Here is a 13,825-nt window from a genome sequence, read left to right as displayed (position 1 = left end):
TAGACAGGGCGTTTTTTTGTCAGATCAGTTTGACAGGAGTGACTTTTTTTAGAGAAAAAATAACCCATATCTGATGGAGGTGACGCTGAAGAAATAAAGAAGCCACTCCATTGATGGAGTGGCTTGGTACTTAGCTATTATACGGTGAACGGCGGCTATCTTCTACCTAGTGTCTCCCAAATTCCATGGAGCCAGGAGTCGAACTCAGCATCTTTGTCGCCCTCGTAAGTATCATAAATATCCAGACGTGTCTTTTGCAGTTTTTCCTTAAATTGCTCAAATGTGTGACCTTCAGGAAGGCTTTTTTTAATCCGTAGCAAAATTTTGTTAAGACCTTTAAACAGCTCACCTTTGTTTTTGGCAGGCATTTGAACATCTTCATCCAACTGCTTCAGCTTGAAATATGCGGCTTCACGCACCTGGAACACCTGATCATTTGTCAAAACATGCTGCAGCAACTTAATGGTAGTGGCTGTATTCCAGTTCCCCAATTCGTTCACCGCATTCAGTCTTTCTCTCCAGTTTGACGTCCGGTTAGCTGCTCGTTTGAGCTCTTCAAAGTTCTCCGGTAGTTCGTTAACTGCTCCAACATTATGGTTGTTCGTCAAAATTCAATCTCCTTAATCATCGCCATCTCGGCAGAATGATGAATGTTATTTATGTGATCACTATTATAGCACGAACCTGACTAAACTACTCCTATGAAGCCGATTGACAGCCTGAACATCACATTCACCAATTCATGTTTTTGTATGTAATCACTCATATAGATGTATCAACCTATCTATTCTCCTTGACAATCTTTTTTTTCTTAATGAAGTCCACCATATACACCCAACCAATCAGTCCACATAAAACAAAACCAAACGCATGCAGAGATCCGTAAATGGGAATAAAATCGAGTATAGTTAGGGAAAACATGTTTCTCAGTAACGGATAGAACATAGAAAGGACAACAACCGTGTAAAAGGCTAGGCAAGAAAGGCCTAAAAAGATGGTTGCCTTGTTGTGCAAAGCGTTTTTCCTCAAGTAAGTAAGGAGATAAGCGGTGTAAACCACAATATTACAGGCGAACAAAGTGACACCAATGTATTCCATTGGCTTGGAGAAAATCATACCAATAGCAATCAAGATTGGTCCGATGATATCGATGGCAACAACCCAGGGATACCAGCTTTTCTTCGTCATGATGCGTCCCAGTGCACCAATAAAAATCAGAACGATAGCAGATGAAAAATGAAAGTGGAGCGAGCTTAACGCGTGCGTTGCAGGATTAGCTTGGAAGAGGTTCAATTGATATTGATATAAGGTAAACCAAATGCCCCCGATAAAAAAATAAACGAGCCCCGCACCAATTGCTATTTCCGCAGCTTTTCCTTTAGAGATCACAATAGTGGTCAAGCCATAGATGCCAAGCAGCAGTGTGAACAGTAGCCACCCAAGGGACAGAATTCCTGGGATTGCCGTACTTTCTAACCCCCACATCTTACTACTCATTACCGAGGCCAGGGTAAGAAGCGCAGCGGGAAATTGAAGCCATTTCATAGCAGCATAAATCATTCGTTGATGTTTATTCTTTGCGTCATGGTTCAAAAGTAAAATCACAAGAGGCACAATGACAAAAGTCGCAAACAGTAGAAATTTTTCAACAAGTTCGAATTGAAAGTAATCAAGATAAAATATCAGAATGGTTATGATTCCACCGGGAAACGCTGGTGCTAATAATGATTTCATTAGTTGTTTCAAGGAACTATTCATGGGGTTTCCTTTCTAACTACGTTTATCGTAATGACTGCCTGCATCCAGTTGTGTAGCATTCTTTAGTATAGATCGGCAATTCTTCTTTTAGTAGTCTAACATTTATTTGTCAATATATGAAAATAAGCTTATCTTACTGCGAGAAGGATTGATATGGGAGAATATCAGTCAGGTCAGTACTATGATTTTCCCAAAGAAAACAAAAGCTATGTTCACCGAATCGCTCGTACAAGGAAGAGCAGGAAAATCGAGGACAGCAATCTCCTTCGCCACGCCGACAGAGGACGGGTTGATGGAGTCATGGGAAAATAGCCCTTCCGCTCTTCAAAGGCGAGCCTTCTGGTATTATCCAGCCCGATTGAGATGGACTGGACAAACACCGCCTGATAACACCGAAGACTTTTTAAAGACTTTCGCCCTACTTGTGATACGGTGAACCGTATCACAAGTAGGGCGAAATTTAGGAGTTGTGAACTTCTGCATAAAAAAAGGGCATGTAAAGTGTAAGGCGGTACTGAACAGGCGAGTGTAGCCGATCGATTAGTTGCAAGTGTCGAAATATGTTTAGGACAATATAAGGGGGAGAGTCGTGGCAAGAAGGGAAAAACAGAAGAAGTGAAGGAACGGGCCGGGGATTTAGGGGATAAGCTCGCAGGATCCAGTATTTACTGGTGATTATAATGAATACGGAATTCTCCATAATCAGCAAAAATCCTTACAACCTGTCTGGAGCCCGAAGATGGAAAAACCGCAAGCAGTCACCCTCTGACAGGATGAGAGACCTTCAACGTCTGCGCGAGGCCTCCGCCAATATCAGATAAGTAAAAGCGGACATTAGTTTGGAGAAGATCCAAGTCATCGATGCTTGGGCGGCTAAATTGTAAAGATTCAGAGTTCCTGCCTCAGGCGTGACTGATAGAATAGAAATTGATCCATCTGGAAAGACGGTTCGAGTAGTATAACCAGCGGAATTTGTATTTACCTAATACATTATTTTTCGGATTGTGTGGGATTATCCAATTTCTGTTTCCTCATTGCGCCAAGAGGGAAATTTCTTTCCCGCATGTTCGAACCAGTCTACCAGCTTATCGGTCAAACCGATCCGTAGCTCGTTTGAAAATAGATGATTCAGCTTATGATAGTGCTTCTCCACTTCTTTGTGCCTTCCGCTTGCCGCATACAGCTTCATCAGCACAAGTCCGTCTTCTTCGTTATAAGGGTCCACATCCTGAAGCCGTTCATACATCACCAGCGCTTCCTCCCGCATCATGGCTTTCTCATAGAATCGGGCTAACGAACGGGCATTCTGATACCATAGCTTCCGCAGTCTTTCGCGTTCGTCCTCCACCCACCCATAACCAATCTCCGGTAAATAGTCCCCTTCATAAAGCGAAAGCAACCGCTGTAGCTCGGAGTGACTATCGGTCAAATTTACGCCGCTCACCTGCCGCAAGCCGTTTTCCCATTCATCCACGTCAATCCGAATGCGGCTTGTGTCGAGTATATAGCCTTCTTGAATAGTCATATTTTGAATGGGCGCATCGATGCCCATTTGCTTTAAACACTTTCTAATGTGATAAATCGATGTGTACAATTGATTCGTCGCCTGCTTCACATCAAGCTCCGGCCACAGCAGTTCCAAAAGCGTCTCCTTGAGGACAATATTGCCGCGTTGGTGCAGCAGGAAAGCAAACAGAGCCTGTGATTTTGCCGTGCGCCATTTCGGTATTTCCGGAGACCCGCCGCTGCTCTGAAAACGGAGAGACCGGAAACACAGAATGCGAGAAGGCGCTGTTAAGCACATTTCTTTTTGCATTCTTTTTTGCATCAACCGCTTTATCGTTTGATCTAAACGTGCTTGATGCAACGGTTTAAGTAAATAATCGACCGCATTCAATTCAAAAGCTTGGACAGCATACTCGCTATATGCCGTTACAAATACAATATCGGCTCCCGGACAGGCCTTCTGTACCAGCTCTACAGCTTTGATTCCCGATATTTCTGGCAAGTGAATATCAAAAAATACGACGTCTGGCTGAAGTTCTGGCATTCGCATAATAGCTTCTCGCGCATTCCCAAACGAGCCGACCACCGAAATACCGGCATATCCCGAGAGCATTCGCCGAATCTGGTTTAACACCAGTGTTTCGTCATCTACCAGCATGATTTTCATGTTGTTCACGCTCCATAAAATGTATGCTATTTTTTTTTGGCAAAATTCGACTTGTTATATCAATACTATCGGAATTTTGGCAATGGATGATTAGAACTGTCCGAGCAGCCGTGTCCAAGTAGAGGTAGTCTCAGTCGGTTGAATTACCTTGATAATACGAGGTTAATTTCAAGTGCTTCATTTTCACATGAGCGAAAACAGTATGTAAGCAGTTGTAGAGAATTTGTAAAGTACCTTTTGTTATGATCACACCTGTCGAAAGAAAGTGGATTATATCAAGATAAAGGATAAAATGGCTTGGAGTCTTTATGGGACAGGGGGCAGTATAAAAGCGGAATAGAAATGAAGGATTTTGTACTCCGGCGTGAGCAGAAGCACCTGAGTTGGAAGGGACATACAAATTTGTCGAGAAGAAAGGAGAACCCTGCTTAACTGAAAGAAATCTGCAAATATAGAAATTCTATATGCTTTCGTTAGCAGGTATACACAAAATATGAAATTAAAAAATCGAAGAATGCTATCTACTCTAATGGCAATCGTTATGGTATTGACGATGATCCCTTTTTATCCGTTAGAAGTAAGAGCTGCGGAGACACCAACACTTGATCTTGGTGATCCTGTGAGTGTAACCGAAACAACCTATCAGCTATCAAATGCTGCATTTGGAAGCACAGGTGTCGTTAATGCAGGGGGCGGATACTTTAAGGTTGCCGTAAATAATGGCTCAATCGCTGTTGGGACTCTTTCAAGTAATATAACCGAGTTGACTAATGGTATAACAATTAGTGGCATTATTACTGACCAATCTACATCGACCAATAGAGTGTTCAACTTTTCAAGTGAAACTACTTATGAAGACATTCAAGATGTTATTCAAAATATGACATTTACACAAGCTGCTGGGGAAACCCAAAGAGTCACAGTAAATGTTGCGCTAGGGGCGCCATTGACCAATGGGAAAACATCTGTACGTACCTACAATGGACGCCATTTTGTATATGTTGAAAGACCGGGTGCTACTTTGACATTTAAAGAGGCTGTGGATCTTGCAGAGGTCAATAACGGACATCTTGTAGAGCCACAACCAGGTAAACCTGAAGAAATGTTTGCGATTGCCAGTATGTTTGGAGAGTTTAAAAGCCCCTTTTCAGGAAACTGGAACTTTTTAACTTTTATTGGCGCTACTAAAACTTACACACCTGATTGGGACACTTCTATTGGTGAGGTGACAAGGTATGTATCAACAGGTTGGCAAACAGGTCTTGAGTCAACGACTAATTATGTGCCTAATGGAGCCTACGATCATCTTACACTTCTGCTGGACACCACTAATAATACAGTAGGTTACTTGGCCGTAAATGACACACACGGTGGTAGCAGCGCATGGAAAGATCCAGGAGTTATTGTTGAGTATAATCCGGATGTAATTAGTAACATCACTGCCACCAAAGATATCGGGCTGACTCCGGAAGCACCGGTAGAAGTTAGCAAAACAGAAACAAGTATTACGTTGCAAGCCGTCACTGGTCAGGAATACAGCATAGATGGCGGCGTGACGTGGCAGGATAGCCCGACGTTCAGCGGATTGACGCCGGATACGGACTATACGATTGTAACCCGTGTGAAAGCGACAGCGACGCAGCCGGCGTCTGCTATCAGCACAGGAACATCCATTCGTACAGCAACTATGAACGTGGGCTTGAACGGTTTGACGCTGTCGAGCGGAACGTTAAGCCCGGCGTTTGCGAAAGACACGACAAGTTATGAGACAAGCGTGTCGAACGGCGTAAGCGACATGACAGTGACAGCTATGGTATTTGATGCTGATCATGCTACGGTGACGGCGAGCGTGTACGATAGCGAGGACACATTGGTAAAAGGTCCGATTGCGTTGACGAGTGGCATCGCTTCCGAATCGCTGCCGCTCAGCATCGGCATCAACAAGATCAAGGTGGTTGTGACGGCGCAGGACGGCACGACGCAAACGTACATCATAACGGTTACGCGTGCCCCTCGTGATGACTCCGGCACACCCGGAAGCCAGACACCAACAACATCAACATCTGCACCAACAACACCTGCTCCGGCATCAGGTGTGAAAACAACCGTGAACAATGAGGACGGCAGCTTCGCTACGGGTACAACGGCAAACAACGTTACGACCGTTGTGATTGATCAAGATAAACTATCGGATTATCTCTCCAAAGGCAACGGACAGCAATTGAATGTACGTGTGCCGGACGACGGTGACACTAAGGTTGTGGGTTTGACCGCAGCAAACCTGAAGCAGTTGTCCGATACCGGCTCCACGCTGAACATCGAGAATCTGCTTGCTATTTATCCGATTCCAAGCAAACAGCTGGATCTGGGTTCGATCACCAAACAATGGAACGGCGTGCCGCTTGGCGAAATTGCAGTCGATATCGATATCAAGAGATCGTCTGCCGCATTGAAAGTCGCAGCAAAAGATCAGGCGACCAAGGGTGGCTACGATCTGCTGGTTGACCTGGTCGATCTATCGATCAACTTTACGTACCAAGGCCAGTCGGTTAAGCCGGATCAACTGACGGAATACGCGCCTCGCTATATCGCATTGCCTGAAGGCATTGATCCGAACAAAATTACGACCGGCGTCATTGTTAATCCGGACGGTACCGTGTTCCATGTGCCAACACTCGTAACGAAAATCAACAACCGTTACTTTGCAATGATCAACGACCTGCGCAGCCAGGGCAGCTACTCGGTCATCTGGAATCCGCAAAATTTCGACGACGTGAAGAGCCACTGGGCACAAGCGAGCGTCAACAATATTGCAGCCAGACTGAAGCTTGAAGGTACAGGCAACAATACCTTCTCCCCGAATCGCAGTATCGACCGTTCGGAATTTGCCACGATTGTGGCAAGCGGACTTGGCTTAATGCGCCAAGGTGTAACCAACACGCCGTATAGCGACGTAGCACCGTCGAGTTGGTACCATGATGCCGTAGCGATTACCAGCCAATATGACATTATCAAAGGATTTGCAGACGGTGGTTTCCACGGTAGCGAACGGATTACAAGAGAGCAAGGCATCGCCATGATCGCCCGTTCCCTTCATCTCGTTCAGTCGCAGAAGACACTGAGCGAAGTGGAAATCAATCAAATTCTGGCTTCTTACAGCGATCCGGACCAAATCTCCGGATATGCCCGGGAGTCCGCAGCCCAACTGATTAAGGCTGGCATTCTGCAAGGGATCGGCGGACAGCGGTTGAACCCGAAAGCGGCGATGACGCGCGCGGAAACAACGGCTATGATTGAAAGATTGCTGAAAGTTACAAAGTTGATCGACTAGTATTGATGATTAAGAGGGGGCTGATTGCCTCCTCTTTTTTTTGTCCTCACGACACTGAAAAATGTTCCTAATCACCTAATTTTGTAACAAGGGATTCCCGCTGTTCTTGTCGAAGTATGAAAGCCACCGGACTGGGCCTTAGCATTTTCAAGCACTTGGCAGAACTGTACGGCGAAACGTTGGGAGTGAGCTCTGTATGATTTGGATCAAAAACAAAATTGCCCTGAAATATGCTGTGACGTTCATTCTCTTTCTCTCTATACTTCTCGGCGTCCGGTGGCTTTGGTCCGGGTTTTTCCTCACACCTGAACATCCTCGTGCGGTTCAAGGCGTGCTCGATCTGCGCGGCTGGGACTTCACCAACTCCCGTTCCATTACATTGGACGGTGAGTGGGATTTTTATCCAGAAGCATTCGTCATGCATGAAAACAAGGATTGGAAATCCCTGGACAAGCGTAATATCATGGTTCCGGGAGATTGGCGAAGCGCTTTACCGGCAGGTTCAAAATCGTCGTTTGGATACGGTACGTACCGGCTGCGCATTCTGGTCGACCCTTTACCGCAACAGTCCTTCGAATTCTGGATTCAGGAAATTCAAGCCTCTTCAGTTGTTGAATTCAACGGTGAGATAGCAGGAGTCGGCCAACCGACGGAGCAAGCGAATACGTATAAACCCCGCCGGATTTCTTATACCCCGCTTTATAAGGCAAACGGAGTGAATGAGATCGAGCTGCTTGTACGCGTGGCCAATTTTGACAATCCAATTAATGGAGGTATTGTAAGATCCATCCGCTTCGGGTCGGATACAGCCATCAATACCGAGCGATGGATCTCCATTGGCTTTCAGGTTATGACCTTCGTGGTACTGATGTTTCTTGGCTTGTATGCCGTGATGTTATACTTGTTCAGTTGGCAAAAAGGGTTGCTTGCCTTTTTCATGCTGCTTTTGACCGCCGGGATTACGATTGTGTCTGATAACGACAGCCTGCTGCTGGTGTGTATGCCTTTTATCAACTATGCATGGGCATTGAAAATAAAGTTGCTCTCGTACTCGTTAGTCCCCTTTTTTTTCCTGCTGATTACCGGAATATTTGCCAAGATCCGAACAAACACGGTTTTGTTCCGTACGTACGCCATTGTTCTGGCTTTGTATTCAGGATTTGTGTTGGTTATGCCGCCTCCGCTCATTTACTATCTAATCGAATTTAAAATATTCAGACTGCTTTATTGGTTTCCAATGGTCTGGGTGATCTATCTAATTGGCAAATTGATAGCCAGAAATCAGCCCGGTGCCATCTTCCTGCTGCTTGCCACCATGAGCATATTATCCAGTTCCGCATGGGGACTGATTAATGCCCACTTGGAGGTAATAAACATTTATTTCCCGTTTGACGTGCTGGTGGCCATCATCAGTTTTTCCGCTTACTGGTTTAAGCAGTACTTCCGCAATGCCCAAGAAAACGTCAAACTAAACGAGCAGTTAAGAATGGCAGACAAGCAGAAGGACGATTTTCTGATGAACACATCCCATGAATTGCGAAATCCGCTGCACGGGATGCTGAATATGGCGCAAACCGTCCTTGACAGTGAAAAACATTCGTTGAGCGGCGAGAGTGTCCAAAATTTGGAGTTGGTGATGACGGTTGGTCGGCGCATGTCGTTTATGTTAAATGACCTGCTTGATTTGACTCGGCTCAAGGAGGGTAACATCCGCCTGCACATGCAGACCGTTCAGGTGCAGGCGGTCGCTTCCATCGTGTTCGACATGCTTCGCTTCATGACCGTTAGTAAACCGATCCGGCTGATCAATGAGATTCCGAACGATTGTCCTCCTGTGATGGCCGATGAAGATCGACTCATTCAAATATTGTTCAACCTCGTTCACAATGCAATCAAATTTACCAACGAAGGAACTATCGCCATACGGGTAGTTGCTCAAGACGGGAAGGCGTACATTAGCGTTGCGGATACGGGCGTCGGCATGGACGAGGAAACGCTTCAAATAATCTTTAACCCTTACGAGCAAGGTGACTCCGGCATAACAGCGGCGCCTGGGGGCGGCCTCGGACTGGGCCTCGGCATTTGCAAGCAGTTAGTGGAGCTGCACGGCGAAACGTTGGAAGTGACCTCTGCCTCTGGCCAAGGTTCGACATTCACCTTTGCTTTGGCGCTGTCTGATTCACCTGTTCAATGGGAAGCAGTTTTGGATGCAGGCCTGCCACCTGTCTATGCAGAAACCGCCACCTCTGCCGATTCGAACATCCGTTACGGTACGGAAGACGATTCTGCCGTTGTGGAGAGATCGGTGCGTCCTGCGGTATTGGCTGTGGACGATGATCCGCTCAACTTAAAAATACTGGAGAACATTCTGGCTGGGGAATCCTTTGACATCATTGCGGTTACGAGCGGCAAGGATGCCTTGTCTCATCTGAAAACAAGAGTATGGGATCTAGTTATTGCTGACGTCATGATGCCTCACATGTCGGGGTATGAGTTAACGAGAGCTATTCGTGAGTACTATTCGAGCTCGGAACTACCCGTTCTGCTTCTGACCGCGCGCAACAAGCCTGAGGATATCGCCGCCGGTTTTTCAGCTGGAGCTAACGATTACATTGTGAAGCCTGCGGATGCGATGGAGTTAAAGGTTCGGGTACGAGCATTAACGGATCTGAACCGTTCCGTACGCGAACGCTTGCGTATGGAAGCGGCATGGCTACAGGCGCAAATACAGCCGCACTTTTTATTCAACACCCTCAATGCGATAGCTGCACTTAGCAACGTCAATCTGAACAGAATGCATCTACTGCTCGACGAGTTTAGTAATTATCTACGGGCCAGCTTCAACTTTCAAAATTCAGAGTTGCTTGTTCCGCTTGAACAGGAGCTCGCTCTCGTACGTTCTTATTTATATATCGAGAATGAACGGTTCGAAGGCAGGCTGAATACGGTTTGGGAAATCGAAGCGAACATGGAGCTAAGGATTCCCCCACTTTCCATTCAACCTCTTGTCGAAAACGCAGTGCGGCACGGTATCTTGAGTCGTTCGTCGGGCGGAATGATTCATATTCATATCGCCGAATATGAGGATCGTACAGAAGTAACCGTTGCCGATAATGGCGTGGGGATGGATACAAAAACGAGGCAACATATATTCGACAAACGTTCGAACCAAAGGCAGGGAGTCGGTTTGTTCAATATTAATCAACGGTTGAAACAATTATATGGGAAAGGGCTACACATTCAGAGTGATCCGTATCAAGGGACGATAGTCGTCTTTGCCGTGCCGAATAAAGAGGTGAATCGCCTGATTTAGCGGCCGCTGGTGCGCATCGGCAAAAAAGACGGCAGCAAATCACACGGCTGTACTACCCCTGCAGCAATATCTGCCACAAGTACAGCAATGTGTGCGGTGCCAACAGCTTCGCAACAGGATGCCGAAGAGTACGTGATAAGGCGGGTCAAGGAAGTCATCTCGTTAGTTAGTATTTTCAAAGGAGGGCCTTCCTCCCAAGATGGTCTTAAAACTTGCCGTTATAGATGGTGCGGGGTGAACCGTACCACAAGTAGGGCGAAATTTTGGGGTCAGGAGACTACAGTATGATCCGCTCCGCTTCCTGTGGAGCAACTTGAAACGATCCGTATAAAACCGACAATCACCAAGACAATACCTGAGATCCGTCCAGTATTTTATGCTAAGTCACTTGGCTCCGAATCTTTAAACTTCCATCCCAGTCGTACATACCAAGCAAAGTAAGGCCAAATGGCCATAATTAATCCTATTATTAAGACTAAAACACCTATAATTCCTGTCAAACAATCACATCCTGTATATGTTAAATATTCTATTTAATACGATAAATACTTGACGGATTGTAATATGAAGTGCGACACCTACTGGAAATAAATAAAAAAGGGCCCATGGCCGGATTCGTGTAGAATGAAGTCACCACAACAACCATTCACACAAGGAGAATCCACCATGAGCTACACACATCTTAGCATAATCGAACGCAGCAAGTAGAAATCCTCCACAGTCAAGGCAAAAGCTCGAGAGCCATTGCACAAGAACTGGGTAGGCATCCATCGACGATTTGCCGTGAGTTAGATCGTGTTGCTGCATCACATCCCTATCAGGCAGAACATGCCCAGAACGCTTATGAGGAGCGCCGTAAGGCTTCTGTCTCTCGAGGTAAATGGTCAGACGCCTTGGCTGCTTCACTGGAGAAAAAACTGGAGGCAACTTGGTCTCCAGAACAAATCACAGAACGTTTCCGCTTCCAAGGCCTGCCGTCGGTCTCCTTTAAAACCATCTATCGCTGGCTCTACGCCGGGCGTCTGGTTCGAGGCACGTTACAGGTCCTTCGGCACAAAGGGAAGCGTCAGAAACCCACAGAAACTCGCGGTAAATTCGCTATCGGCAAATCGATTTCGGATCGCCCCAAAGAGGTTCGTTCCCGTGAAACGTTTGGGCACTGGGAACTGGATACCGTCGTATCAGGTCGTGGGAAAAGTAAAGGCTGCGTAGCGACGTTGATTGAACGCAAAACACGCCTGTATACCGCTGTTCTCATGCCCGACCGTACCGCTTTGTCGATGGAGATTGCGCTCGGTGTAGCGATCTCACAGTACCCTGCAGGGACTTTCCTCACAGCCACGGCTGATCGAGGAAAGGAGTTTGCATGCTATGCCAATCTGGAAACGATCCATAACTTGCACGTTTATTTTGCTGATCCGTATTCGTCTTGGCAACGCGGTTCCAACGAGAATGCAAACGGGTTGCTTCGAGAGTTTTTCCCTAAAGGTACCGATCTCGCTCAAGTGGAGGATGAAGATCTCGCCCATTCACTCGATCTAATGAATCACAGACCACGAAAATGCTTGGGTTGGAGAACCGCTCACGAATCTTTCACAGAGGAACTGTCGCACTTGGTTTGACAATCCGTCTTCTTAATGAAGTCTACCGTGTACACCCAACCAATCAGTCCACATAAAACAAAACCAAACGCATGCAGAGATCCGTAAATGGGAATAAAATCGAGTATAGTTAGGGAAAACATGTTTCTCAGTAACGGCTAGAAAATAGAAAGGACAACAACCGCGTAAAAGGCTAGACAAGAAAGGCCTAAAAAGAAGGTTGCCTTATTATCCAAAGAGTTTTTCCTTCAAGTAAGAAAGGAGATAAGCGGTGTAAACCACAATATTACAGGCGAACAAAGTGACACCAATGTATTCAATTGGCTTGGAGAAAACCATACCAATAGCAATCAAGATGGGTCCGATGATATCGATGGCAACAACCCAGGGATACCAACTTTTCTTCGTCATGATGCGTCCTAGTGCACCAATAAAAATCGGAACGATCGCAGATGAGAAATGAAAGTGGAGCGAGCTTAACGCGTGCGTTGCAGGATTAGCTTGAAAGAGGTTCAATTGATATTGATATAAGGTAAACCAAATGCCCCCGATAAAAAAATAAACGAGCCCCGCACCAATCGCTATTTCCGCTGCTTTTCCTTTAGAGATCACAATAGTGGTCAAGCCATACACAAATTTTTTAGATAAGCAGCAAAGCTCATGATATTCATCCGCATATATCGATTTTTGCCTTCGAGTGTATTCATCATGACACCGTCCGCCCTCCATGACAGTCGTTTTCTGCTAGAGATGCACCCTATTTTGCTCCATCCATGCTGTTGCCCAGTCGACCAAAGGTCGTTGTTCCAAGAACCGGACATCGGCGTTTCCGACTTTATGAATATTCACGTTCTTTTCGGTATCGTACTGCATCCCCAATGGAATAAAATCTTCGTCGTTTACGGCTTGGGTCTTGTACGTGACCCATTCGCGCTTGCCGTTAATGATCATGGCACTGCTTTCCTCGGAGTACTTCTTGCCAGGAAAATTTGCCCTTGTTTCTGCTAAATGCAGCGACGTGTTTTTTTCGTAGCCGACGCCAACCAAAAGGACGTAGCCGTTTAACTGGTACAGCTTATCCAACGGGGAGCCATCTCCAAAAATGTTGCTTAAATCATGATTTTCCGTTATATATGACGCATGTTTGCCCACCGCCGCTATGGAACGCGCAGGGTGGTGAGATCTTTTGGCTCCCGGCCACTTGCGAAACATCTCGGCTACGACACCCATTCCAATTGCGGGGGTAACCTCTTTATCATAAGCGGGCCAGTGTTCTCTAATGGTAGGCCACCACTCTACGGGCGCCTCCCAATGTACGCCTGTGGACGGGTCGAGATTTTTCCATGTTTGGGATGGCATGATCAGAGTTCCTTTTGCTCCGATGATTTCAAGAAGGGATCGAATGAACGTCTCGGCTCCGCCTACAACAAAACCAAGCTTGCTTAACGAAGTATGAACCATAATGGTGTGTCCTTCCATGAGTCCGCAGCCTTTGAACTTGTCGATCAGGTCTTCTCTGGTTAGAATCGCTCTGTTTTCCTTCATGATCATAATTGGAATCTCCACCTTGTCATTTTAATAAAAAAACAAAAAACAACCCGGCTACAAGTAGCGGGGTTGTCTCTAGCAATACTAGCGAAGCAGTGCCC

Annotated in this window: 9 protein-coding genes and 2 pseudogenes; 4 read left to right on the top strand and 7 right to left on the bottom strand. The window is 46.1% G+C overall.

Annotation, left to right across the window (positions count from 1 at the left end):
* Positions 1–155 precede the first annotated feature (155 nt).
* On the bottom strand, positions 156–608 hold the full coding sequence (locus AC1S8V_RS30170; protein ID WP_482071941.1) for a HEAT repeat domain-containing protein: 453 nt from the start codon (positions 606–608) through the stop codon (positions 156–158).
* A 172-nt stretch (positions 609–780) separates the two neighbouring features.
* Positions 781–1,758, bottom strand: a complete 978-nt coding sequence (locus AC1S8V_RS30165; RefSeq protein ID WP_482071940.1) for a YndJ family transporter — start codon at positions 1,756–1,758, stop codon at positions 781–783.
* 289 nt (positions 1,759–2,047) lie between these two features.
* On the opposite strand from AC1S8V_RS30165, the pseudogene AC1S8V_RS30160 reads away from it, so the two are divergent.
* A pseudogene (locus AC1S8V_RS30160) lies at positions 2,048–2,164 on the top strand (DNA alkylation repair protein); the annotation flags it as partial.
* A 606-nt stretch (positions 2,165–2,770) separates the two neighbouring features.
* Here the strand turns inward: AC1S8V_RS30160 and AC1S8V_RS30155 are convergent.
* A complete protein-coding gene (locus tag AC1S8V_RS30155; protein ID WP_482071939.1) occupies positions 2,771–3,931 on the bottom strand; it encodes a response regulator in 1,161 nt (386 codons plus the stop codon).
* Positions 3,932–4,460: 529 nt separating this feature from the next.
* Between AC1S8V_RS30155 and AC1S8V_RS30150 the strand changes: the two genes are divergently transcribed.
* Both AC1S8V_RS30150 and AC1S8V_RS30145 read left to right on the top strand, forming a co-directional pair.
* On the top strand, positions 4,461–7,262 hold the full coding sequence (locus AC1S8V_RS30150) for an S-layer homology domain-containing protein (RefSeq protein ID WP_482071938.1): 2,802 nt from the start codon (positions 4,461–4,463) through the stop codon (positions 7,260–7,262).
* Positions 7,263–7,458: 196 nt separating this feature from the next.
* Entirely contained in the window at positions 7,459–10,575 is a 3,117-nt protein-coding gene (locus tag AC1S8V_RS30145; protein WP_482071937.1) for a hybrid sensor histidine kinase/response regulator, read from the top strand.
* Here AC1S8V_RS30145 and AC1S8V_RS30140 read toward each other — a convergent pair.
* Positions 10,572–10,754, bottom strand: a complete 183-nt coding sequence (locus AC1S8V_RS30140) for a hypothetical protein (protein WP_482071936.1) — start codon at positions 10,752–10,754, stop codon at positions 10,572–10,574. The two genes, AC1S8V_RS30145 and AC1S8V_RS30140, sit on opposite strands and share 4 nt — an antisense overlap.
* Positions 10,755–10,949: 195 nt before the next feature.
* Positions 10,950–11,075: a DUF6199 family natural product biosynthesis protein gene (locus AC1S8V_RS30135; protein ID WP_482071935.1), complete on the bottom strand. Its 126-nt coding sequence runs from the start codon at positions 11,073–11,075 to the stop codon at positions 10,950–10,952.
* A 166-nt stretch (positions 11,076–11,241) separates the two neighbouring features.
* On the opposite strand from AC1S8V_RS30135, the pseudogene AC1S8V_RS30130 reads away from it, so the two are divergent.
* A pseudogene (locus AC1S8V_RS30130) lies at positions 11,242–12,197 on the top strand (IS30 family transposase).
* Between the two features lie 207 nt (positions 12,198–12,404).
* Here AC1S8V_RS30130 and AC1S8V_RS30125 read toward each other — a convergent pair.
* Both AC1S8V_RS30125 and AC1S8V_RS30120 read right to left on the bottom strand, forming a co-directional pair.
* Positions 12,405–12,905 carry a YndJ family transporter gene (locus AC1S8V_RS30125; protein WP_482071934.1) on the bottom strand — a complete coding sequence of 167 codons (501 nt, stop codon included), beginning with the start codon at positions 12,903–12,905 and terminating at the stop codon, positions 12,405–12,407.
* Positions 12,906–12,920: 15 nt separating this feature from the next.
* Positions 12,921–13,721: an AAC(3) family N-acetyltransferase gene (locus AC1S8V_RS30120; RefSeq protein ID WP_482071933.1), complete on the bottom strand. Its 801-nt coding sequence runs from the start codon at positions 13,719–13,721 to the stop codon at positions 12,921–12,923.
* Positions 13,722–13,825 lie beyond the last annotated feature (104 nt).

The sequence above is a fragment of the Paenibacillus sp. B46(2026) genome (assembly GCF_056786355.1).
Note: the sequence above shows the minus strand (reverse complement) of the source record. Positions and strands in the feature narration are given on the sequence as shown.